General features: G+C 47.1%; 19 protein-coding genes. 7 read left to right on the forward strand and 12 right to left on the reverse strand.

The genetic code is table 11. The features are described from left to right. Positions 1 to 217 precede the first annotated feature (217 nt). Positions 218 to 793: a GNAT family protein gene (locus MHB71_RS20380; protein ID WP_340027457.1), complete on the forward strand. Its 576-nt coding sequence runs from the start codon at positions 218 to 220 to the stop codon at positions 791 to 793. Further along, a complete protein-coding gene (locus MHB71_RS20385; protein ID WP_340027459.1) occupies positions 790 to 1,137 on the forward strand; it encodes a DUF1801 domain-containing protein in 348 nt (115 codons plus the stop codon). Before MHB71_RS20380 ends, MHB71_RS20385 begins: the two co-directional genes overlap by 4 nt. 600 nt (positions 1,138 to 1,737) lie before the next feature. Here the strand turns inward: MHB71_RS20385 and MHB71_RS20390 are convergent. From MHB71_RS20390 to MHB71_RS20410, 5 genes are all read right to left on the reverse strand, one after another. Then, positions 1,738 to 3,042, reverse strand: a complete 1,305-nt coding sequence (locus MHB71_RS20390) for a DUF1963 domain-containing protein (protein WP_340027460.1) — start codon at positions 3,040 to 3,042, stop codon at positions 1,738 to 1,740. Between the two features lie 106 nt (positions 3,043 to 3,148). Next, positions 3,149 to 4,327 (reverse strand): alanyl-tRNA editing protein, encoded by a 1,179-nt coding sequence (locus MHB71_RS20395; RefSeq protein WP_340027462.1) that lies wholly within the window; start codon positions 4,325 to 4,327, stop codon positions 3,149 to 3,151. 452 nt (positions 4,328 to 4,779) lie between these two features. Next, positions 4,780 to 6,927 carry a hypothetical protein gene (locus MHB71_RS20400; protein ID WP_340027463.1) on the reverse strand — a complete coding sequence of 716 codons (2,148 nt, stop codon included), beginning with the start codon at positions 6,925 to 6,927 and terminating at the stop codon, positions 4,780 to 4,782. A 261-nt stretch (positions 6,928 to 7,188) separates the two neighbouring features. Further along, positions 7,189 to 8,958 (reverse strand): dihydroxyacetone kinase subunit DhaK, encoded by a 1,770-nt coding sequence (gene dhaK / locus MHB71_RS20405; RefSeq protein WP_338707838.1) that lies wholly within the window; start codon positions 8,956 to 8,958, stop codon positions 7,189 to 7,191. Then, on the reverse strand, positions 8,958 to 10,100 hold the full coding sequence (locus tag MHB71_RS20410) for a glycerol dehydrogenase (RefSeq protein WP_017690500.1): 1,143 nt from the start codon (positions 10,098 to 10,100) through the stop codon (positions 8,958 to 8,960). The genes dhaK and MHB71_RS20410 overlap by 1 nt, the downstream gene beginning before the upstream one ends. 305 nt (positions 10,101 to 10,405) lie before the next feature. Between MHB71_RS20410 and MHB71_RS20415 the strand changes: the two genes are divergently transcribed. Both MHB71_RS20415 and MHB71_RS20420 read left to right on the forward strand, forming a co-directional pair. Then, entirely contained in the window at positions 10,406 to 11,440 is a 1,035-nt protein-coding gene (locus tag MHB71_RS20415; RefSeq protein WP_036606178.1) for a PocR ligand-binding domain-containing protein, read from the forward strand. Positions 11,441 to 11,545: 105 nt separating this feature from the next. Further along, positions 11,546 to 12,535 (forward strand): aldo/keto reductase family protein, encoded by a 990-nt coding sequence (locus MHB71_RS20420; RefSeq protein WP_340027464.1) that lies wholly within the window; start codon positions 11,546 to 11,548, stop codon positions 12,533 to 12,535. Here the strand turns inward: MHB71_RS20420 and MHB71_RS20425 are convergent. The 4 genes from MHB71_RS20425 to MHB71_RS20440 form a co-directional block, all read right to left on the reverse strand. Continuing rightward, a complete protein-coding gene (locus tag MHB71_RS20425) occupies positions 12,532 to 13,425 on the reverse strand; it encodes a LysR family transcriptional regulator (RefSeq protein ID WP_340027465.1) in 894 nt (297 codons plus the stop codon). The genes MHB71_RS20420 and MHB71_RS20425 overlap by 4 nt on opposite strands. A gap of 16 nt (positions 13,426 to 13,441) precedes the next feature. After that, a complete protein-coding gene (locus tag MHB71_RS20430) occupies positions 13,442 to 13,912 on the reverse strand; it encodes an SMI1/KNR4 family protein (RefSeq protein ID WP_340027466.1) in 471 nt (156 codons plus the stop codon). A gap of 113 nt (positions 13,913 to 14,025) precedes the next feature. Then, a complete protein-coding gene (locus MHB71_RS20435) occupies positions 14,026 to 15,126 on the reverse strand; it encodes a beta-eliminating lyase-related protein (RefSeq protein ID WP_340027467.1) in 1,101 nt (366 codons plus the stop codon). Positions 15,127 to 15,179: 53 nt separating this feature from the next. Beyond that, entirely contained in the window at positions 15,180 to 16,040 is an 861-nt protein-coding gene (locus MHB71_RS20440) for a LysR family transcriptional regulator (protein WP_340027468.1), read from the reverse strand. A 181-nt stretch (positions 16,041 to 16,221) separates the two neighbouring features. Here MHB71_RS20440 and MHB71_RS20445 point away from each other — a divergent pair, with 181 nt between their 5' ends. From MHB71_RS20445 to MHB71_RS20455, 3 genes are all read left to right on the forward strand, one after another. Next, positions 16,222 to 17,211, forward strand: coding sequence for a zinc-binding dehydrogenase (locus tag MHB71_RS20445; RefSeq protein ID WP_340027469.1), 990 nt, complete (start codon positions 16,222 to 16,224; stop codon positions 17,209 to 17,211). Between the two features lie 409 nt (positions 17,212 to 17,620). After that, the gene (locus MHB71_RS20450; RefSeq protein ID WP_081745826.1) at positions 17,621 to 17,839 is read left to right on the forward strand and encodes a bacteriocin immunity protein; all 219 of its coding nucleotides are present in this window, start codon (positions 17,621 to 17,623) and stop codon (positions 17,837 to 17,839) included. A 210-nt stretch (positions 17,840 to 18,049) separates the two neighbouring features. Then, entirely contained in the window at positions 18,050 to 18,838 is a 789-nt protein-coding gene (locus MHB71_RS20455) for a formate/nitrite transporter family protein (RefSeq protein ID WP_036606169.1), read from the forward strand. 264 nt (positions 18,839 to 19,102) lie between these two features. Here the strand turns inward: MHB71_RS20455 and MHB71_RS20460 are convergent, their stop codons facing one another. From MHB71_RS20460 to MHB71_RS20470, 3 genes are all read right to left on the reverse strand, one after another. Beyond that, positions 19,103 to 20,089 (reverse strand): WXG100 family type VII secretion target, encoded by a 987-nt coding sequence (locus MHB71_RS20460; protein WP_100527708.1) that lies wholly within the window; start codon positions 20,087 to 20,089, stop codon positions 19,103 to 19,105. 276 nt (positions 20,090 to 20,365) lie between these two features. Beyond that, on the reverse strand, positions 20,366 to 21,934 hold the full coding sequence (locus MHB71_RS20465; RefSeq protein ID WP_340027470.1) for a glycoside hydrolase family 30 beta sandwich domain-containing protein: 1,569 nt from the start codon (positions 21,932 to 21,934) through the stop codon (positions 20,366 to 20,368). A gap of 142 nt (positions 21,935 to 22,076) precedes the next feature. Continuing rightward, on the reverse strand, positions 22,077 to 24,788 hold the full coding sequence (locus tag MHB71_RS20470; protein WP_340027472.1) for a glycoside hydrolase family 3 C-terminal domain-containing protein: 2,712 nt from the start codon (positions 24,786 to 24,788) through the stop codon (positions 22,077 to 22,079). Positions 24,789 to 25,146: the final 358 nt, after the last annotated feature.

Here is a 25,146-nt window from a genome sequence, read left to right on the forward strand (position 1 = left end):
ACTGAATATATATCCATCATTTTATCTTACTGCCGTGTTAGGTTTTATGACAAGAGGTTACTTACATCCACAGAAATACGCTATTGTGATTCACCTATAATTTCCAGTATGATGAGGCTATCAGATGCCAAAGGGGCGAGGTCTATTGCGAAATATACATAGAGTTAAACGTGAAACTAAGGTGAAGCAAGCTTAACCTATTTTAAAGGAGACCCCTATGACACTAACTACGGACAACCTGTTTTATAGCAAACGATTAAAGATGACGCCCCCACGTCCTGAAGACGTGCAGACCATGCTGCAATGGAACGAAGACCCGGAGTACCTTCGGAATGTGGATACTGATCTGGCCATTCCCTATTCGGAGAAACAGTTGGAGGATGAGGGCGAAACGAAGAACAAGGAAGTTTACTTCAGACTTCGCACGCATGAAGAGGATACGCTGATTGGTTTTGTCGTCATTCACAGTATTGAATGGAATAACCGCTGCGGACAGCTTGCTATTGGTATCGGACTTGCCAAACATCGCAACAAGGGATATGGCACGGAAGCGTTGAATCTTATTTTACGATATGCGTTCCATGAGATGAATCTGGACCGAGTTGGTCTCGATGTCATCGCCTACAATGCCAAAGCAATCCGTTCCTATGAGAAGGTTGGTTTTCAGTTGGAAGGTCGGGCACGCTCTGCTGTATATCGTGATGGTAAGCGTTATGACCGCTTGATGATGGGAATCCTAAGACCAGAATGGGAAACACATAATCAGATCCATACGGAGGGTGAACAAGCATGACCAAGAATGTAGAAGTCACTGAGTTTATTGAACAGATTCAGATCCCCTGGCAAGTAGAAGTCGCTGGACAACTGCGTCAGTTGGTGCATGATACCATCCCTGACGTGCAGGAACGCGTGCAGTACAAGAAACCTCATTTTTTGAAAAACGGAAAGTATGCTGCGGTCATCTCGCCATCCAAACAAGCCATGTCTTTCACCATCTTCAATGCAACCGGACTCGATCTACCCGATGGGATATTTGAAGGCCCAGAAGAGCGTAAAACGATCAAACTCAAGGAAAAAGATACGCCGGATTATGAATGGCTAGCTGGTTTGTTGAAACAGGCATCTGCAGACTTGTAGACGGATGTATTGAAGAGGCACATACTCCGCAGTAGTAACTTAGGTAGTAATGTGCGGAACGTATGGTGTGGGCCGTAATCTGCGGGTGGTATGTATGAGGTGAGTTTAGGTTTAGGTTTGGGCCAAGCGCAAATGAATCGGACACACCTTATATCGCAGTTTTACAAACATATGAAATTCTAACGAACCTCAGCAGTCTTATTACCGACCAAACCTCTGATTTTCTTCGAAAAACCCTGCCAATGGGAGAAATAAAGTGGCTACGATTCGTTAGAATTCTATACTGCTGTAAGACCGCCCAATAAGACGTGCTAGGTTCGTTAGACTGTGTGAGTACGACAAGCGGCCTCTGCACGTAGAAAAAACAACCCATTCTCACTCTGGCGGCTAAATAAATAGCATAAACGACTGGCTGTAGCAAAGATATCTCACATCCATCCTGCGCAGGGCAAAGGGGCATCCCATGAAGTTCCAAGAACTTCGGGATGCCCCTTGGTTATAGTCTGTCTACTACTGTCATTCCAACCTTAAAAGCGGTGTAATATCATAATAAGATGACTGCTTATAATTGCTTATAATGTTATATACTAGCTTCCACCATCAAGATTGCTGGTACGATACGGCGGTCATCTGACACGGCTCACATATGAACATGTAATACATACCCTCACCATATTTCTCAACCTCGCCCCAGTCCAGTTGTGCGACAGCCTTCATTCTCGTGGAACAGCGTGGACATGTTGGGTACTCCGCATCTTGAATCCATCCCGGATGGCCGCCGACCTGAGATAGCGATGGCTCCATCGCCCACTCACTGGCATGGAATGCATGACGCGATGCATTCGCAATCCGAAACTGCTGGCCAACATCCGCTGCAAGTTTACCATAGTCGTCCAGGTCAATCTCGTCCATTCCCATAGGCATGACATTATGTGAACTCCATAACGGTTCCCCTGCCGCGTCCATCTCCATGTAAACCACACCGTAACTGCTGCATATCACGCAAGTCCGTATCTGAAGTTGCTGAGCATGCCAAGAAACGTCATTCAATGCTGGATGCTTAACATCCAGACTAATTAAGGTGGTTAACGCATTGCCACACCATGGACAGCAATTGGTGCTAGGGTTCAGCATCGATAGTGAACTTCCGGTTAACTCCACGTTAGGTCCTTCATTCTCTTTTACTTTATAGAGTGAATAACTTGGGGTGATGAATAATTCCCTGCGCTGCCCGTCTTTTGTAAGCTCCCAACCAGCTTCAGTGGTGTAATGCTCAGGTGCCACGTATAATTCGTTCGCCCAAGATGGAGGAGATTGTCTCCACTGCCGGAACTGCCGCACGACAACATCATCTCCGATATGGGCCAGCATGAGCAATATGTGGTTCCGATTCTCATCATCGGTATCCACCTGCTGCAAGAGATGATCACGAGCCTCACCCGAGGCACTTTTATACAAAATGGCAGGATAATATATCTCCTGTTCCAGCAGCTCAGGAATTTCGGCAGTCAACGATATATCATGGTAGCAGACCAGATATACCAGAATGTCTTTGCCCGTATCTTCATCACCTGTACGAATCCGTTGCATCGCGTAATCCTTCATCTGATCTTGTTGCTCTACAGACAAGGATAGATATACCTGTTCCTCGGATTGTTCATAGGGCGTATAACGAATTAGTGGATCGCGAACCTGGGGTTTGTGCATGATTTTCAAAATTTCGACCGGGTCTGTGATACCTGCATACAAGTTCACGTCACGTCGATTCGCTTCAATGTATCTCTGGCGCTCCTCGCGTTCCATCTCTTGCTTGCAAGGCATGCAATAACCACCCGTTTTCAACGCTGTTGCTGGTAAAATGGTATTTGCACACCCTTCCCGTATACACGGAATTCGTTCTGTCATATTCCAACCTCCTTCAACTATTGGCAATGGAAAACACGCCACAATGTGACGTGCTTGTCCCTTACTCCATATTTAAATGCTGTCGGTCTTATATCGTAAGATGCAATCAGTGATGTCCCAACTGGTCCTTGGTAAATTCGTAAAAGGCAAGCGCATCTTCACTGCTGGCAAAGCCTGCCTGAGCTATCTTTTCACTGCCGCCACCTTTGCCTTGGTATGCTCCAAGATTGCCTTTAAAGAAAGGTCCACAAGCCCATTCGGGCGGCTGTCCGTTCTGTGCCAGAACTACTTTGGCCTCTGAGATACTGGCAAAGAGTACAAGCCCCTCATGGTCTGCCGTCAGCTTCGTAGCCAGGCTCTGCATATCCTTGAGCGATTTATCTTCAAAGACCTGAGCAATCACCAGCCCTTGCCGAGCGGCCAGAAGTTCCTCCGCATAATAGGCATCATTCGTTGTTTTCACTGCATTCAGCTCAGTTTGCAGCTGCTTTTGCTCCAGCTCCATTTTCTCAATGCGCTCCAATAACTCGTCCTTGCTGGTCTTTAATTTAACCATAATGCTATTGAGCACGTTTTGTGTAGCTGTGAATTCATTTAGAGCCCTTGTTCCACATTTGAAATAAATGCGGGTACCGCCCTTCACTTTTTCAGTTTTCAACAGTTTGATGATCCCAATCTCACCTGTCGCCGACACATGCGTTCCACCGCAGGCGTTATACTCCACATCCTCGATCTCGACGATGCGAATGTCTTCCGTTACCGTAGGTTGCTTCACCAGTGGTAACTGTGCAGCCTCTTCTGCTGTAACCCAAGACGTGTTGATCCGAGCGTTACGATAGATCTGGCGATTCACTTCTTGTTCAATGGCGGTTAATTGATTCGCTCCCAGTTCAGCCGTAGCCACATCAATCGTGTCATACTCCGTACCAAGATGGAAACTGAGGGTCATCGCTTCAGTAAGCTTTAGAGTGATTGCCGATAACAAATGCTGACCCGTATGCTGCTGCATATGATCGAATCTGCGCTCCCAGTCAATCTCACAATGTACCTCAGTCTCTTCAGAGGCGCGTTCCAGCTTATGCCATACGTCACCATCTTCAATGTTCACATCCAGAACAGCGATGCCACCAATTTGTCCCAGATCACAAGGCTGTCCGCCCCCATGCGGGTAAAAAGCAGTCTCCGCCAGCGTGACATATACGCCGTCTTCCTTGTCTACTCTGCCTGTAATCGTTGTATGCCACTCTCTTGTATAAGCAGAGTCATAATAGATTTTTTGCGTCATTGAATCATCCCGATCCCTTCTCGTTCAAATGGGTTTTCATAATCTCCAGATTACACTATCTGGAACTGCGAATCCAATTTAAGGCACACAAGATCGCTCCTCCATATCAAAAAGACCGCTCTGTAAGCCAAGCTACAGAGCGGTCCCCTTACTTATATCCACGTTTAATGTAACGTTGGATATGGTTTGACCCATGATTACACCGGAACGGAGATTGCAGACATATTACTTATTATAGACACAAGAGCGAAGCAGACAGAAAGGACCTGAAGAAGCGAAGCGTGCTCCCTTATCACCGGATTTCTACCTTCAGGGGAAAAATCATTAAAATTCGGGGATAAGAGAGATCGAAAGGTTTTCTGTCTGTGTAGTTCCTGAGTGTCAAATCAAGTATGGTCTGCAATCGGAGTGGTCAAGTGTAATCCTAGGTGCATTCCATGTCTTTTTTTACATTAAACTAAATTCCAAAACAATGCCGTATTCGCCACCGTAACCATGGTGAACAATAATGTGTTCACAAATGCGGCGAGCCATACGTTATTCGTTTTTTCAAACAATTTGCGTGCATACACAGCAGCGATGATGAGACAAGGCACCAGTGCAAAGAGCAGAATGCCATTCAATGCCTGACCTGGATACAACGCCACACCTGTCATAAAGTCTTTGCCGTATTGCACTAGCAACCACAGCACCAACCCGCCAACATTCAGTACCATGGCCAGGAACATACCCCCACGTTTACCACGTGTATTGGCATTCAGGGCAACCGCGCTGACAAAGTAATATATCAGGAAGAACGGTGTATACCGCAATGCGGTAATGAAGTGTTCACTCTCGAACGTACGGACCGCAAACGTCCAGATCCGGAAATCTGTTCCGAAGATCGCCTGTACTACGAATAACAATGCGTACCCAATGACTACTGCGAGTACTGCGGTTACCAAGCTGGCAATGATCGTAACAGGGTTCAGGCTGATCCCATAATCGCTGAAGCGGGTTCCTGCATCCTTTTTGGAAAAATAGTGGAATGCAAAGGTCACCAGAATCATAATTAACGCCGACACCAGCGCCCAGTAAACAATCTGGTTCGTAGTCGGTTCATTGAAGTAAGAACTTGTAACCACAATCTTATCTGCATAGTTGAAGATGATCCACATCACGAGAGATACGATAGCCAGAATTACGCTGCCTACCGCAATATTTTTCATCCGGCGGCTTGATGTATAGTCGTTCTTCTTGCTTCCAGCCATCACGAACCCGATAATGGCTCCAAGCACACTCACGGCAAGTACAATAAGAGCGATGATGCGAAGCACATTCAATCCATTTGCTTCTTTATCCATCAAGGTTGGGAATAAGACCGCTGGAATCAGGGTGCTGAATGCGATAGCAAGCCAATAGATTGACTTTTGTTTCCCACTGACTGCTGCGGACACCGTTGCAATCTCTCCCGTTACCGTTTTGCGCAAGAACGGCAGTCTGATCAACAACGTAATCAGCGGCACAATCATCAAGAAGAATCCAATCAGAGCGACAAAGTTAAATGCCTCTTTCGCCCACCAGATCTGATTGCCCGAATCCAGATTCACATTGGTCTGATTAGGCGACGTCACACCATTAAATGCATGTGCATAGAAGTCGATTAGATGCCCAGTTGTTGTACGCGAGAAATGGTTCCATGGGTGAGTCTGATTAGGCGTAAACAGAATATGCTCACCCGTTTGGGAAGGACGTACCACTTTTCCGTCTACGGTCAGATCGCCGGATGGTACTTTGGTAAATGTATCGGTCGTGCCTCTTGGCGCATCAGGAGCAAGGCCAAGGAAGGCTTTACCCGAAGCCGTTGCTGCAAAATCCTTGCGAGTCACCGTACCTTGTACTTCTTTCTCTGCGGCTGTTTTCTCTTCATCCGATTTGTTGAAGAAAAACTCGTCATATTTCCCCGCGACCATGCCCACCGTCCGACTGCCAAATGCAGCCTGAAGCTGATCCTGTGGCGCAACCGCCGCAGCGTAAGAGTAATCCGCACCTGCTGAGATGCCTGTGTAGATCATACGGTATCCTGTTTGAAGGGAACTCATCTCGTCCATGTACATTGACAACAGCGTTGAGAACCCACCCATGGAGTGACCGCTGACTGCCACGTAGGCATTGCCTTTCTCATCTTTCTTGGTGAAGTCCTGCTCATAAATATATTTGGCTGCATCAAACTGCGAGTATATCCAGAACGTTCCGAACAGATCCTTTACCGGAATATCTGCACTCCAGCGGGAATCCCCGTGGTCATACATGTCCAGTGCAAGCACAATATAGCCGCGTCGGGACATCTCAATAGCAGGTGCATCCTGCATTTCTTTCGTATTCAGATATCCATGTGTTGTAATAATGACCGGACGTTTATCATCCGCACCTGCCCCTTTAGGCATGTAGAGCAGACCCGATAGCGTGCCATGATCGGCTTGGAATTTGATCTCTTTGACCTTAACGGAATAAAAGGAAGAGTTGAACATTCCAGCAAACAAGCTTCCAAAAATGACCAAAACGAGTGATAAAACCAACAACCCCTGCGGTTTTTTTAAGAATGATGTGACTGTTCTCATAAAGGTCCCCTTAATAAATATAAAATACTAGATAAATGAATGAATAATAGTGCATTGTAGATACGTCCAAAGAGCTATTCAAATTAGATGTAAATGATAACATGTAAAAATTGACTTAGTATGGCCTAAAAAAGGCACACATAACGGCGCCGGACGTCCGGCGCCATTACCTGTGTCACTTGCTGCATAGTAGCTTAACATTTGCTGACTCAATCTCTATACCTGTCTGATGAATGACGCTGGGCAAACCCGTGACCATTCTTATTTCATCGACTCAGATAATTCTGTGAAAATAACACCCAGCGCATACGCACCAGCATCCGGGTAGCCCAGACTACGATCACCGACGGCACCTGCACGTCCCATACGTGCCACGATGTCTTCCGTTTTCTTCGCACCTTCAACGGCTGCTGCTGCACCTTTGGCAAATGCTGTTTTGAAGTCATCGCCAGACTCCGCACTTTGAGTCCAGGAATCGGCACACGGAACGAGTGCATCAATCAAGGTTTTATCACCTACAACGGCACCACGTCCGAAGGAACGTTCTCCTGTAGACTGAATCCCTTGCACCGCTGCATGGATCATCTCGGCGAATTCAGCAACGTTTAATTGCTGTTTGTCCCCTACTGCTTTGCCAGCCGCACGGAATGCCGAACCCCAGATTGGGCCGGATGCGCCGCCACAATATTCCATGATGACCAAGGAACATGCATCGAGGAATGATCCGATGTCTTTTTTATCTTCGTTAATGATGTGATTCCATTCGCGTTTCAACTGGCGGAAGCCTTTTGCCACACTCATACCGAAATCGCCATCACCGGCATGGGAATCCAGTTCACAGAATGGTACTTCATTCTTGATGATGATCTCACCCATTTTATCGATCAGATAGACGACATTGTCAAGTGAAAATTGATTGCCTTTGATTACCGCAGCTGATGCATCCGTCTCCACTTCGTAAGATACAGGAGCGTCTTCACCCACAACAGCTTCCAGCGCTTCGGAATACGCCACTTGTGCTGCTGGAGGGCCGGATACTTTAAATGCAGGTGTATCACTTTCCTTGAACAACAGCGTTTTTAGTTCATCATCCAGTTTCAGGATCGTAACCGACGCACCCGCCATATCGATACTTGTCATGTAGTTGCCTACAAACGTAGTAGCGACCTTCAGACCTGCATGTCCAGCAAGCTCACGCTGAACGGAATTGTTGAGCAGATACAGTTCTTGCAGTGGCGTTGCACCAAAACCATTCACGAGCACCGCAATCTCAGCGGATGCATCCTTATCCAGCTTCATATCTGCGAGCAATGCTTCGACCATACGTCCTGCCAACTCATCCGCTGATACCAATTTCTCCCGGCGAATCCCTGGCTCACCATGTATCCCTACGCCGAATTCCATCTCATCTTCAGCAATTTCGAATGTAGGCGTGCCTTTGGCTGGCACGGTACAGGATGTGAATCCAAAACCAATACTGCGCACGTTCTGAGCTGCTTTCTCAGCAACGGATTTCACATCTGCCAGACTGCGGCCTTCTTCGGCTGCTGCTCCGGCAATCTTGTGAACCAGTACAGTTCCGGCAACACCGCGACGTCCAACGGTATACAAACTGTCTTGTACAGCGATGTCATCCTCAACACGCACATACTGTACGTTGATGCCATCTTCTTCAGCCAGATGTGCTGCATTTTTGAAGTTCATCATGTCGCCGCTGTAGTTCTTGATGATCAGGAGTGTACCCTTGTTGCTGGCTGTTGCCTTGATCGCTTGATATACCTGGATTTGGGAAGGAGATGCGAATACATCTCCACACACCGCTGCATCCAGCATGCCTTTACCCACATAACCAGCGTGAGCCGGTTCATGTCCGCTGCCGCCGCCACTGATCAGACTGACTTTATCAGCCTGAATCTCTCTGCGTTTAATGACTTTATATTTTTTCAGAAATTCAAGCTCCGGGTGTGCAAGCGCAATCCCGTTGCACATTTCCATAACAACATGTTCGGCCTGGTTAATAATTTTCTTCATTATTTTACCTCCCGGCGAGCTGCTTTGTACTCACGGCCCATGCGGTCAGCCGCTGCAATGGCAGCAGCTACTTCAGGAACGGTGATTGGGAACGGCATGGCGTGAATGGATTCTTCCGGAATACAAGCGATCTCTGCCACTTTCAACAGTTCTTCCTGACTAATCGTATCTACACCGATATCCGCCAAGCTGATCGGCAGTCCCACTTCAAGACAGAAGTCCATGACTTCATGCAGCTCTTCGGTTGGTGCATTTTCAAGGACGAGCTGTGCGATTGTACCGAAGGATACTTTTTCACCGTGGAAGAAATGATGTGTGCCTTCCAGAACAGTCAAACCGTTGTGAATTGCATGTGCTGCGGCCAGTCCGCCACTTTCGAATCCAAGACCAGATAACAGAATGTTGGTCTCAACGATATTTTCCAGCGCTTGTGTCACAACGTTGCTGTCACTTGCTACTTTCGCTTTTGCACCATCAGTCAGCAGCATTTCATAACACAATTTTGCCAGTGCAAGTGCCGCATTGGTACCTACTGCAGAGGGTGTGTATCCTTCGCGGGAACCCATTGGCAGACTTGCGTTTACACGGGAATAAGATTTCGCTGTTGCTCTTGCTTCGAAGTATGTAGAGAGCGCATCTCCCATACCGGATACGAGGAAACGTGTTGGTGCATTGGCAATTACGGTTGTATCAACGAGAACCACACTTGGGCTTTGTTTGAAGTAAGCATAGTCATCAAAAGAACCATCCGGTGTGTACAATACAGCCGAGTGACTTGTCGGTGCGTCTGTTGCCGCAATCGTTGGGCAGATGATCAGTGCTTCGCCTTCTGCTACACATTTGGCCGCATCAATGGCTTTACCGCCACCAAGACCGATGGTAGAGTCACATCCTTTTTCCTTCGCGATCGCTTGCAGACGAGCAACTTCCTCACGGGAACATTCCCCTTTAAAACCGCTTTCAACAAACGTAATATTAAATTTCTCGGCTGTTGCATCCAGCTTTGCTTTGACACGCTGTACATCATCCGGATGTGCAATCAGCAAAGCAGATTCTCCGAAGGATTTAACAAAGTACCCCAGGTTCAACAACTCGTCTTCGCCTTGTACATATTTGGTTGGGCTGATAAATGCTTTTCTCATAATATTATATGCCTCCTAATGATATGAATTGGTTTAGTGATTACATCAAATTTTAATTTCTTACAATTGACCTTAATATAACGCATGAGCAACAGGTTTACAGTGGACTTTGATAACAAATTATTATAATTTACAATCGTAATTTTTTGCTTTTTGGCACAATCATGGTATCTTATTGTCATGAGATGGTTGAATTTTGACCTCCTATTATACATTACCCGTCATCATTACATCTTAATATGTACAACTTGCTAACTTTTAACGGCCTAAATTATGAATCTGGTTAGCCTATGGAGGTTGCACCAATGATCAAAGAATATCTGCATATCAATAAAATTCTGGACCTTAATAAATGGAAGCGTCTACAAGATTCTCTCGCAACAGTAACCAAACTGGCGATCCTCACCGTTGATTATAAAGGCATTCCCGTAACCAGTCACAGCAGCTGTCAGGCTTTCTGCCAGAATGTCCGTAAAGACCCTGAGCTTCTCCCCTACTGTCAAAAATGTGATTCACGCGGTGGTCTGGAAGCCGTCCGGTTGAATGAACCTTATGTGTATTTATGCCATTTCAATATTATTGATATCGCGATTCCAATCACAATTGATGGCAAATATATCGGCGCCGTCATGGCAGGACAAGTGAAACTCGCCGATCCGGAAAAGGGTAGCGACTTGGAGCAAATTGTCACGTCCAAAAACGTACCCATGCATGCAGCCAAGCTGGAGGAATTAAAGGATGATTACGCCCAGCTACCTGTGATGACCTATGAAGAGATTGTGAAAATCTCTAACATGTTATCCCTGCTCTGCAACTACATTGTGGAAGAAGCGCTAAACAAAAATCTGTTAGTTGAAATGTTCGAGAAAGCTTCAGGCAATCAGGAGACTCTAAACCTCTCCACCATTCTGCCGGGTTACTCCATTCGTAATATCGAGTCGATCAAAAAAGAGATGACTAATGCGATAGCGGATGCTTATCTCAAAAATAGCCCAAGTGACACGGAAAGCTCCAGCCCGGTGCTCCAGCCTGCTTTTGAATACATTCACAGTCACAAGAGTGAACAAGTTTCACTCAAACAAATGGCCGATCTATGCCACCTGAGTCCGAGTTATTTCAGCAGACTGTTTGCCAAGGAAACGGGTGAGAACTTTACCACCTACCTAGCAAAACTCAAGATAAAGTGGGCCAAGCAATTGCTGGAGGTCACTGACATGCCTGTCTCACAGATCAGTGATGAGCTGGGATTTAATGAATCGGGATATTTTATCAAAATATTCAAAAAGTTCGAGGAAATTACGCCTGCTCTCTATCGCAAATACCTCCAGGAGAAAATGTAGATTCACTGATACTTTTTTCGTATCAAAGATGAGGTTAAAAGATATTTCACCTATTAATCTGCCATTGTTACAATGGAGTCCAGATGACTTAGGGAGGCGACATGAATGGAATATCGCAAATTAGGAAACAGTGGATTAACCGTCAGTGAGATTTCACTCGGCAACTGGATTACGCATGGAGCGCAAGTCGAGGATGGAATAGCAGAAGCTTGTGTGCGAACCGCATTGGATGCAGGTATTACCACATTTGATACCGCAGATGTGTACTCCAATACCAAGGCAGAGTCCGTACTGGGACAGGCTCTTAAGGAAATACGAAGAGAAAGTATTGAACTATGCACCAAAGTCTGTCACCCAACCGGCACAGGTCATAATGACCGCGGACTTTCACGTAAACACATCATGGAAGCCTGCAATGGTTCATTGCGGCGGCTACAGACGGATTATATCGATGTCTATTACGCTCACCGTTATGACTACAATACTCCGCTGGAAGAGACTTTTCTGGCATTCTCCGATCTGGTGCGTCAGGGCAAAGTTCATTACATTGGCGTAAGTGAATGGAACGCGGATCAGATTGCACGAGGAGCCGCTTTGGCGAAGGAACTTCATATACCCTTCATTGCAAGTCAGCCGCAATATTCGATGTTATGGCGTGTGATTGAGCAAGAAGTGGTGCCTGCAAGCGACCAAGCAGGACTTGGACAGATTACATGGTCTCCTCTTGCTCAGGGTATACTATCAGGCAAATATGCGCCTAACGCAGCATTGCCCACCGGATCTCGCGCAGCTGCTGAGGCAGGAGCACCCTTTTTCAATAAACTGGCTGGACAGTGGTTACGTGAAGATGTTCTTACCGCTGTGCAACAGCTTGTTCCACTCGCTAAAGAGATTGGTCTAACTCTCCCCCAACTCGCTGTGGCGTGGGTTCTTCAGCATACGTATGTCAGTTCCGTCATTATCGGTGCATCCCGGCCAGAGCAGGTACTTGAAAATGTAAAAGCTTCTGGTGTGAAACTGGACCCTGCGATCATGACTCGTATTGATGAAATATTGAATCCATGGATTGAGCGTGATCCAACCAAGACGGGTTAAACACATTCATTAACAAAGTTCATAAATCGGGATATCACTTCCTGATTCATATCCGTCCGCCATGCCGTATACAACGGTACGGATGGCGGATTTTCTTGTAATGGGAGAAAGACCACACCCTTACGCTGGAACACATCCACCGATGACGGAACAATGGAAATGCCCATGCCCGCCGCAACGAGATTCACAATCGTATACATCTGGATCGCTTCCTGCGTAATTCGAGGATCTACGCCATGCTCCCTGCAATAATCCAAAACGAGACGATGGAACGGGGAACCCAGATGCCTTGGGAATAAAATAAAATCTTCATCCGCCAGTTCTCGAATTGAAACTTGAGTCTGAGAAGCCTTCGGGTGATGATCTGGCAATACAGCAATCAACGTTTCCATCTGGCAGGGGCGGAACGAGACATGACGAGTATCTTCCTGATATCGCAAAAATCCAATATGGATCTGTCCGTCTTCCAGTGCCTGCAATTGTTGGGATGAAGTCATCTCACGCAGCGTCAATTCAATCTGAGGATACGCTGCGCGAAATTTCCTAAGAACATCCACCATAATGCTCCCCGAAGCCGAATCCACAAAGGCTATGGTTATATGCCCGATGATGCCCTGATCTGCTTTTTGCGTAAGCTGAATGGATCGTTCGAGCTGGGCCATGATTAGCCTGGCCTGTTCCAGAAATACCGCACCTGCCGGGGTGAGACGAACCATTTTTCTGGTGCGCTCCAACAACTTCACACCAAGCTCATCCTCTAAATTCTGAATCTGCTGGCTCAGCGGTGGTTGCGTCATATTTAATTTTTCCGCTGCACGGTGAAAATGAAGTTCTTCTGCCACGGTGATAAAGTATCTTAACTTCCGAATATCCATAAGCCGATTGCGCATCCTTCCGTCTACCTTGTTAATTCATTTGTTCCTGAACCCAGATTGCCGACTCAGCCAGCATCGTCATCAATTCATTAAAGTCCACAGCAATTTCCCGCAGAGGAGTTTCCCCTGCATCGTGGATCAACATCAGCACCTTGCCTGAATTTTGATCCAGTATAGCCGTACTTCCTTCACCAAATCCACCAATCGGGAAAGGCTGGAGGTCAGCTGGCAGCTCGTATTCTTTCTCATATTCACGGTATACTTCCAAAAAATCCGGATAAGCCCAGCTCAGTTCTTTCACCGAGTACAAGGCAGGGTCGCCGAAATTACATGCACCGAATTCAAGCAAAAGTGCGCGATACGCTGCGGGCAGTTTCACATTATACTTTTGCTCAAAATCCTCAATGCTCTGTTGTGTTTCAGGAGTACACCCATCTCCCATTGTTGTATCGTAGGCCTTCACCAAAAGATCACGAATCGGTTTCAATTCTATTGACGTCACTTGAACTCCCCCTTAAGATACCTTTCTCCACTGATCAGCCGTTGTGAATTCAATAGTTCTCCTTGAAGCGCAACACCTTACCCAAACAAGAGTCGAACATTAAAATCAACTTCTTATCTCACCTGTTTACGCAACTCTTGATCCAGCCATTCCAGTGCTGCACGCAGCTTGTCCTGAGGAACTTTCTCATAACGATCACCCGTAGACAGTTCAAAGGCACAGCTGTTTCCACTTGTTTTGTTCAGATATGAAGTCATTCCTATGCCATACTGCTGAGCCATTTGCACAAGAATTGGTTCAACTTCGGCCGCAGCGAGCGCAAAGTGTACATGGAACATATTGGATACCGGTACCTCGGGCAACGTTTGTATCCCGTGACACGCATTCAGTAGTAAGGCGAGTTCTTGAGCCTGCTCGTAATACAGTTCCATTTTGCCAATCCGTTCATTGAAATAATACTGAGAACTCAGAATATACGGATATAGGCCGATCAGATCTCCGCCGTGCCGACGTTTCCATACTTTTGATTCTTGCATCACATCCGGATCACCCGCCAATATAGCCCCCGCAATACCTCCAATGCCTTTGTAAAAGGAAACATACACCGTATCAAACAAACTGCAAATCTCCGCAGGCGTTTTCTCATAATAAGGAGTGATCTCAAACAGGCGTGCCCCGTCCAGATGTAGCTTAATCCCGCTTTCACGGCAATAGGCCGAGATCGCTTCCAGTTCTTCATACGCCGGTAATTGCCCACCAATCTCACGTTGTGGCAGTTCCAACAGCAGACAGGCAATGTCCTGATCAAGCGCTTGTACATCTTCCAAACGAATCAAACGATCCTTGTCCGCAAGTAAAATTGATTCAATCTGATGCAACTCTTTCAGTCCGTCTTCCTCATGGATTTCCAGATGACACAGAGGGTGGTAAGCTACTCGTTTTACACCTTTGCGGTCACACCAGATTCGTAATGCTATCTGCTGCGCCATCGTTCCACTTGGAAAAAATACCGCCGATTCCTTGCCAAGAACGTCAGCCATCTGTTGCTGAAATTCTTCAATAAGGGGGCCGTTGCCGTAGTGGTCACTGAACACCTCGCCATCGATCTGGTCCAGTACGTTCTGAAGTACCTTCACTTGGCGACTGCCATGACCACCTACAATAAAGTCTGCCTGATTAAATGCATCACCCAACGTTAACGCAGTTTCTTTCAAGATCACTCACTCCTTTATAGTGCATGTTCATAAACGGACTTTTGAACAACCTCTTATAGTCCTGGTTCTGTAATAATCTCAACCAATGCGCTGAGCGCACTAGATATATGTTCACCACGGGAATACACAAATCCTACTTCCAACCGACAATAGGGATCAGGCAAAGACATCACCGCGATCTCACCTCTTAATTCTGCTTTGGTAACCGAAGAACGTGGTAGCAATGATACGCCGAGCCCGGCAGATACACCATTCAGAATCGTGTCCAGTGTTCCATATTCCATGATGTTAAGCGTGTGGATACCCTGATCTTTCAAAAAGGATTCCGCCTGATCACGATGTGTGCATCCGATCTCAAAAAACAACATTGGCCTGGACAATAACGTGTACATCTCATGCGCTCCGGGTTCAGCGATCAGCACCAATTCCTCGTCATACATCTTCATATAGTTCAGCTCAGGATGATCAATCGGGCCATATATTAAGGCTCCATGCAATTCATGTTGGATGACCTTCTGGTTCAGTTCATGGGTCCCACCCGTGACAAGCGAATGCTGTACTTCCGGGTAACATGAAGTATATTCAGCCAAGAGCGGCGTCAGAAAAGTAGAAGCTGCTGTCTCTATGGCACCTAGACGAAGCATGCCAGCTGGTGGGTTACCCACTTGCGTGGCCTGCTCTGCTTCATATAATAATTCTAATATTCTATCCGCATACCCAAGCAGGTTCTCGCCTGCTGGTGTAAGTGACATCCCCCGATTGGAACGATGAAATAGCGGTACTTGCAGTTGGGTCTCCAACTGTTTAATCCGTGCTGTTACATTGGACTGCACATAATTAAGTGAGAGCGCAGCTTTACTGATACTACCTTCGCGGGCAACCGCCTGAAATATTTTCAAATCACCTGCATCCATACCCTGATCACCTGCTCGTCGTTATATCGGCATTCTGCATCATCCGATTCATGCAAAGTACTTATCTATTATTTTCAATGATACTGACAATCATTTTTGTTCATTTTACGTGAATCTGCTCCGTCTGTACAATGAGGCTCAGTAGTGAAATCTAGCTACACAGACAGGAGGAATATTGAACATGAAAGCTATTGTCCATTCGGCCCAGAGCGGCCTTGCAGGTCCTCAATATACAGAGTCAATCTCTCGGGCACCAGAAGCCGGGGAAGTGCAGATTCAATTAAAATCCGCTGGTATCAATCATCGGGATCTATTCATCATGGCAGGACGCGGCCCTCAGGACATCCCACTCGTTCCCGGTTCCGATGGAGCAGGTATTATCGTAGCGATTGGCGAAAGCGTAAGAGGGTTCGCGATAGGAGATGAAGTCATTATCCATCCTACGCTCGGTTGGGAACATGCATCTGAAGTGCCCATCGTACCCGATATTGTTGGGGGCCCTACGGATGGAACGCTCGCGCAATATATAACGTTGCCTGCTGAAAATGCCCTGCCTAAGCCAGCCCACCTATCCTGGGAGGAAGCAGGCGTATTGCCCCTTTCAGCGCTGACGGCCTATCGCGCCTTATTCACTCGCGGTGTATTGAAGAAAGGTGAACATGTGCTCATTCCCGGTATTGGCGGTGGTGTTGCAACCTATGCCCTGCTCATGGCAGTAGCGGCTGGTGCCACGGTGACCGTCACCTCCAGAAGTGAAGCCAAAAGAAATGAGGCACTGCGCTTGGGTGCTACCCATGCATTGGATAGTCATGCCGATTGGAGTACGCAGAACGATCTGGAACCTGTGGACATCATCTTGGATAGCATTGGACAAGCCATGTTCCCAAAATATTTTGATATAATCAGACCAGGTGGACGTATCGTGATGTATGGTGCAAGCTCGGGGGATGATCTGACCCTACCCATTCGTTCTATCTTCTTCCCGCAGATCAGTCTGATCGGCACCTCTATGGGCAGCCGTGAGGAGTTTATCCAGATGCTGCAATTCGTGGAGCAACATGACATACATCCTGTAATTGATAGCGTATATCAGTTACAGGACGCAGCGAAAGCATTCGAACGTATGGAAAAAGGCGAGCAGTTTGGTAATCTGGCTATCCGGATTGAATGATGCCAGATTGTAGTCCGCTTTTAAATAGAACGAATTGAATTGGATCAAGCCAATACAAAACTAGGGTGTGTCTTCAAACTCAGGCAAGCTATACGATGATGGGTTTCAGCATCTGAGAAATCTTGAAGTCCAAGCTAGCTACTTCTGGCGAATGAGTGGGCGTTTTCTAAGGAACACAAGACGTCTTATTCGGCCTTCAGGCCCTCTTTCTAAATTGTAAGGAATTTCAGACACGTTATTGGACAAAATTCACTGGCAAAAACGCAGCAAATGGCTGTTTATTCTGATATAGCGTGTCTCAGGTTCCTTAGATTTCTGAGGGCGCCTCAAATCGTTGAATAAGACGTCTCAGATTCGTTAGCGCTCGCTCTAGTTTGTTCACACTATGAATCATTCAGGAGGTATCGATATGGACAATAGATTACATTTGGTCGAATTGGTTCGCAAACTGATGGACTCTGAAGGAACGGAAGCCGAGTTGGATGACATGTTAACGGAGCTACAGCAGCAGGTTCCACATGCGGAGATCAGTAATCTGATTTTCTGGGATGATCGAGACCTGACGCCTGAACAGATTGTGGAAGAAGCCTTGGCTTCCCGTCCAATCATTCTTCCACCCCAATCTTAATATTCTTCAGGAGATGAACGATAGGATATGTCTGACATGTCTGATTTAAATCATAATAACAACAATGTACACCCTGATTTTGGCTCTTCTGCAATGCGGGTACTGCATTCGAAACAAGGAAGTAATAACCAATAAACCAAGTTTACCCTCCCCAATTTCCATAATTTCGTTATAATGGTAAGCAAGACACCATGCTATTGGAGGAGAATTATGGAAACGGAAGCTTTACGCAACGTGGAACAACTAGCTCTGAAGAAACACAAGATTTATAAACAAAGTTTAATCAGGTACCTCGCACGCTCCATGCTGGCCAGTATGTTTATCGGATTCGGCGTCATCGTGGCGTTTAAGACAGGTAACTTCTTTTATATGGAGCAGTCCCCGTTTACCTATCCGATGGCGGCAATTACGTTTGGCGCGGCCATCATTCTGATCGCCTATGGCGGGGGTGACCTGTTCACGGGCAATACGTTTTATTACACGTATGCGGCGCTGCGCAAGAAACTGCGCTGGTTCGAAGTGATCAAACTGTGGATTGCGAGTTATAGTGGTAACCTGATGGGCGCAGCTGTGTTTGCCCTGTTAATCTACCTGACCGGATTGTTCGACTCGTCTCAGGTGAACGGTTTTCTGTTAAGCGTGGTGGAGCATAAGATGGAAGTTCCAACCATGCAACTCTTTTTCCGCGGAATTCTGTGTAACTGGCTTGTATGTATGGCGTTCTTTGTCCCGATGTTCATGAAGGAGAATGGAGCCAAAATGTTTGCCATGATGCTCTTTGTGTTCTGCTTCTTCATCTCGGGATACGAGCACAGCATCGCCAATATGTGTACGTTCGCGATTGCACTCGTGCTGAACCATCCGGGGACGATCTCAATTGAAGGTGTGATTCACAACCTGGTTCCCGTGACCTTGGGTAATCTGGTGGGCGGTGTGTTGCTGATGGGCTTCATGTATTATGCGGTGAACAAACCGTTTCTGGATGAAGAGACACATTAATCTCTGGCAAAAAAAGCCCTCCTTCCGGCCCGGTCCTTCGACCGTGGCGAATCGGTAAGAAGAATCCAAAACACCCCGGCATCCTTCCCATCTCAGGGAAAAGGTTGCCGGGGTGTTTCTCTATAGGCAGGCTCACGGATAAGCCGCCTGCCCTCCACACGCATAGCCATGTGATACACAATCACATGGCTCCATGCGGTGGGTCGGCAAGCAGGCCGCAATCAGGTAGCCCTGTGTTGCCCGCTTGCCAACCCCATCCGTGGCTTAGAAGTACTCCCGCCACGGAGTATATTCAATATCGTTGTCGCCGCGCGTGACCACGATCATATTCTCAATTTTGCCCGTCTCCTTATTGGTACGGTAAATCATCGTACGTGTCTCGCCTTCTTCCGGCACGGAGAACAGGAATTTGTCCGCGACGAAGGAAGAACCAAGTCCAGTGGCATGTTCTGTAAAGGCAGAGCCCGTCTTGCTTGTGAGCAGCAGACCAATCCCGTAGGCTGTAGCCGTTTGTGCTGCTTTGCCAAAGAGATGCTCGCCTTGACTGGTCGTGTGCGTTTGCTCCGAATACCTATACTTTTCCGTATCCTTGCTATAGTCCACCACATTGCCCTGTTTATCCAGACTGATGGTGGTTGTTTCGCCCTTGTCGCTTTTCACCTGATACGTACCTACGATGGAATCCTCGGTAATTTTCACCGTCTTGCCCGTATTGGGGTCAGTCTGATAGATTACATCTTCATACTGAAGCCGAATGATGTTCATGCTGGCCTGAATCTGTTGCGCCAGTTCTTCGTCACCCATCTCTTTGGCTTTCTTCAGCATTTCCTCATAGTTCTGGTATTTCTCGGCATCCTTCTCATCCCATTCATCCATGTTCTTTGGTGGACCTGGCGTTTTGTCCAGATCATCGCCTTTATTTTTGCCCATGGTTGATAGCGCCCGCGCTGCGGTCAGCGCCGTCATGATTGCCTGGCTCACCGCCTCTTCATCTGTCGTGCGGAAACGCTCGGCAATCTTCTTAAGCTCCGACTGAATGGACAGAACCAGTTCCAGAACAGATTTCATCGTGCCTTGAGCCGTTGAATAATCGTTATAAAAACGCTCACGCTCCATGCCATCCCAGTTGCTGCGCATGACACTCATCTTGCCGTCCAATGTGGACATGAAGCCCGATAATTGCTGATGTGCCTGAGCGAACTGCCCACTGACCGTCTCCAGTTGTTCCGGTGTCACCTTGATCTGTGTCATCCTGCACACTCCTCTTCGTGGTCATTTATATCCCGTGGTTAACCAATGTGTTGCCCTAACAGCACTCTCCCAGATCTCGACCAACTTGTCATGATCCTGTTCCCGATATGCAGCGACTAACATGTCCAACGTATGCTCCTTTTCTATTAAAAGTAAAGGTTATGTAAAAGCCCGATCCTGGGATCGGACTTGTTTAATACATCAAATTTGAAATAACTCTACGTTTATTTTACCATGTCCATCATTCAATCTGTACCCATAATTTCCAATCTTGAGTCAACGTTCTACCCCCGTTTTTGGCTTCCAACGGAAGGTTGCTGCCGATTGGGAAGGCAGTATATATCGAAACGAATCTCCGCTCATGACTACATCAAAGGAAACTTCTGCCTCACCCGTGTTAGCTGCAACCAGCACCATCGTTCCATCCGGATTGCGGAAGGTTACGTTCTCGATCTTGCCCTGTTCTTGCGTGGAATCAACTCTCACAGCTCCCGGACGTACATAACGGCTGATGTGGCCTAACACATAATACTCGACATTTCTAGTGATTTCATCACTGTCCGGGTCAATCGTCACAACCCCACGACAGTTCTCACAGCCACCGTTCGTGGGTCCACCTTGCGGATCGAGTGCGATGTTCCAGAGCAGCACATTTTTTGCCCAGTTGCGAGGTGCACCAATGATGAGATTGGACATCTGCCAGCTCAGATTCTTGCCAAAATCAGGACTCCACTCCCCACCACTACATTCGGTAAAATAGATATTTTTGTCTGGGAAGCGCTCATGCACTTCCGACATGGCAGATGGATCACCTGCATAACAGTGGAAAGCAGATCCATCGATATAAGCAGCAGCCTGCTCATCACCAAGCACCTTGTCGGTATATTCAACCGCCTGATCCCAGTTATGATCATACGCGATGATTCGCGTGTCCAGTCCCGCATCCTGTAGAGCCGGGCCGAGATAATCCTGAATGAACATCGCTTGTTCTTCAGCTCCCATACTCATACTCGGATATTTGTCCGAGGTGAACTCCGGTTCATTTTGCAACGTGATCCCGTAGATGGGAATGTCCTTTGTCTGATAAGCTTTGATATATTTCACAAAATATCTTGCGTACGCTTCGTACACCTGAGGATCGTTGTAATCCAGATACCAACCGTTAGTGGTCTTCTCCCCATACTTCATCCAGGCCGGGGCCGTCCACGGTGTGCCCAGTACGTTAAGATCCGGTTTCAAATCAGCTACACGCTCCAGCATGTTCACAACTTCCTGATCCTTTTCGATCGAAAAGGATTCCATGTCATAGTCCTTGCCAGACTCGATATCATCATAGGTATAACTCGAAGCCACACCTGTTTCATCTACCGAATAATCGGAGGCACCAATCGTATGACGCACCATATCCATGTTCAGCCCTTCTGTTGTAAACAGTTCCTTCAGCAGCTGCTCTTGTTGTTCCTCTGGGAGCTCGTTGATCAGATGTGCCGATGAACCCGTCATCGCTGCGCCAAAACCATCCATGGTCTGATACGTCTTGTCCGGGTCAATCTGTATGGTGAACGCCGACGAAGAAATGTCTGGCTCCTGCGTTGAAGAAACTGAAGAACTTGTGTCGGCATCATGGTGATCGGTAATTGGAATGGGCTTCTGTCGTGCAAGCAGATTTTGCTGATCTCCCGTGGTTAACCAGACTTCGGCCGTTCTCTGTTTGTCCACAACCGGTGGCGGAGCGGGTTGTTCACTTCGGTTGAAGATAAGCCAGATTCCTATACCGACACAACAAACGGCGATTAACAGGATCATCCATCGTTTGGGATATTCTCGCCAACCTATGTTTATCATGCTTCACTCTCCTTCCATTGTGGAAAAAGCCGCGGCCACTAGGCCACGACTCATTTTCCTAATCTATATGAAGTAGAACAAACTGCATTTAACGAAATAACTTCACTGGGAGAACAACCTTCCAATCTCCCTTATTGAACTTTTATTTACCGGACTTGCTTCCGATATTCACACTGCCTGTCAGACGGATATCATCCGATGCACTGCCAACATACACTTGGACTTTACCCTTAGGCATTACCCATTCATGCGATGTTTCATCCCAATAGGACAATGCGCTGCGATCCAGTTGAATGTTGACCCGCTGCTGCTTGCCTGCCTTCAGATCAACCTTCGCCCAACCAGCAAGTTGTTTCTCTGGTGTCTCAACTTTGGTTGGCAGATTGCCAACATAGACTTGTACGACTTCTGCACCGGCAACTTTACCGGTATTGCGCAGATTCAGCGATACTTCTACAGTTTCCTTATCGCCTTTACCTGTGTTTTTCACATGTAGATTACGATAATTAAAATCGGTATACGACAGTCCGTGTCCAAAGGCGAACGCCGGTGTCATGCCTTCTTTGTCATATCCTTTGTAGCCTACAAAGATACCTTCGGAGTAGTTACCCACCCCATTCACACCCGGGAATTGTTCCGCAGTGGATACCGGGGTCTGGGAATCATCTGATGGGAACGTCACTGGCAACTTACCGGATGGATTCACATCACCAAACAGCACACGTGCCACTGCATTACCTTGTTCCTGACCTGCATACCAAGCCTGAACGATGGATGGCACTTCTTTTTGCCAGGAATCCATTTCAACAGCGCGACCACTCATTTGCACCACGATCGTTTTGGGGTTGGCTGCTGCTACCTTGCGGATCAGCTGCTCCTGGTTATTCGGCAACTCCAGGTCGGAACGGTCGACGTAACCTTCACTGTCATACGTACGAGTTACCACGACGGCAACATCGGATTTTTTCGCCAGCTCAACTGCTTTTCGCATTTTAATATCCACAGCGTCGTCTGGAGCTTCCCAGCCAAAACGAACCTGTGCACCCATATCATGATTAGTCTGTACCGGGAAATCCGTACGATACTCAATTCGAATATTGTGGGACTCACCTTCTTTGAATGTGATTTCTTTCTTCGTTGTACTCAATGTTTCACCTTGATTGTCTACGAGTAACTTATCATCCACATATAGTTTCGCAGAACCTAGACTGGTCAGGGACAGTTTATATTCACCCGTTTGAGGTGCTGTGATCGCCCCTGTCCAACGAGCAGACATTTTGGCATTGAATTTCGTAGGTGTCACTGGAAGCTTGGAAGACTGTGCGTTAAAACCTTCATAGTTGTAGAATCCAAGATTCATGTTGACCTGATTATCTGTACGGACCAAAGAAGGATTACCCTCCATATCTTTATTCGTCCAGTATTCAGCACGCAGACCGTATTCCGCACGATCTGTACCATAGTCTCTTTCACTTTCCTGAGCATCCGCTGGTGATAAAAGAGTAGAAGGTACGGCGGATGGTCCATTAAATGCATCTCCTGCGGAGATAGGATCCGTTCCGGCAGCATATTTTACATCCACACCGTTACCGGCACGGTTACGAATGCCTTGAAGTGGACTTACAGTATACGTCGGATTAACCAGACTGCTACCTCCACCAGCAGCAGATGCGTTATCTGCATCCGGACCGATGACAGCGATGGATTTCACGTTTTTCTTGGACAGCGGCAGCACATTATCGTTGTTTTGCAAAAGAACCATGCTCTCTTCTGCAATTTCACGTGCCTGTTTGCCGTCTTTCTTAGCATTGATTTGTGTATTCGTTACAGGGTTATCGAACAGCCCTTTATCGAACATTTGAAGCAAAATGCGTCTAACCTTCTCATCAACGGTTTGCTCGCTGACTTCGCCATTGTTCACGGCTTCCAGCAATTTGTCTCCCCATTTGCCGTAAGGCTCTCCCGGTGTCTCCAGATCCAGACCCGCATTGGCGGACTTGGCTGTGCTGAAGTTTGCACCGTAGTCACTCATGACAAACCCTTCGAAGCCAAACTGATCCCGAAGGACATTAGTCAGCATCTCCTTGTTCTCACAAGCATATGTACCGTTCACCTGGTTAAATGAACACATTGCTGAACCAAGATCCGCTTTTTCGACCATCGCCTGGAACGGACGTGCATAGACTTCCTGAATGGCACGTTCGCTGGCTGTTGCATTGGTCGTGAAACGTTCCGTCTCCTGGTTGTTCAGGATATAGTGTTTCGCTGTAGCGATAACTGGATTACTTTGAATCCCGTTCACATACGCTGCACCCATGCCGGAAGCCAGTAGCGGATCTTCCCCGAGAGATTCGAAGTTCCGGGAACCCCATGGTGTACGTGCAATATCCAGCCCAGGGCCGAGCACTACATTATGTGTTGTATCATGTGCTTCCTGACCGATCAGATCGCCATATTTCTTGGCCAGATTGGTATCCCAGGAAGCGGCAAGCGCGATGGGTGCAGGCAATGCCGTGGACTTTTTGTCCTGCACATCCGGGTTAGCCACACGTACTCCTGCGGGTCCATCTGCCATCTGTAATGCCGGAATGCCGAGGCGCTCCAATTCATCATTATAGAAACCATAATAGTTATTTACTTTACCGGTTACGAATCCAACTTTCTCCTCCAGCGTCATCTCCTTGAGCAGCAGCTCGGTGCGTTCTTCCGCTGATAGAGATTTGTTCATCCAAGGCCGATTGGCCCCAGATTCCGCCTCCGCGGCGAAGGCGTGCAGCGGCATAGCCGCAACCGCCACGATGATTAATAACATAAACCATCGTTTGAGGAAAATCAGATTGAGTCTTCTGTTCATGTTGTAAGTTCTCCTTCTCTCTTGATCATTTTTCTTGTGCACATATTGAATACATGTATACAAGGGAATGCGAACTGGCTTGATCCCAGTCTTTCAAGCATTCAGGTCGTCCTGCACATGGCTTCTGAAACTGCAGCCTGCAAGCAAGTCAGCAGATTTCGCTTCCTAACGATAGCCGACATGATCATGAATTACATCCCCTTAAATTTGGTAAATGACCGATTGGAACAAGCCTAGTTCTTTGGAATCACCATATTAATAATTCAGATAACAAAACAAGAAAACGAATTATTTACATTTCCGTAACTACTTTAGAACAAATTCTTTACTTTTAAAAACAGTCGGTTCGACCCACTCC

This window comes from Paenibacillus sp. FSL H7-0940 (assembly GCF_037979415.1).
Classification (GTDB): Bacteria; Bacillota; Bacilli; order Paenibacillales; family Paenibacillaceae; genus Paenibacillus; species Paenibacillus amylolyticus.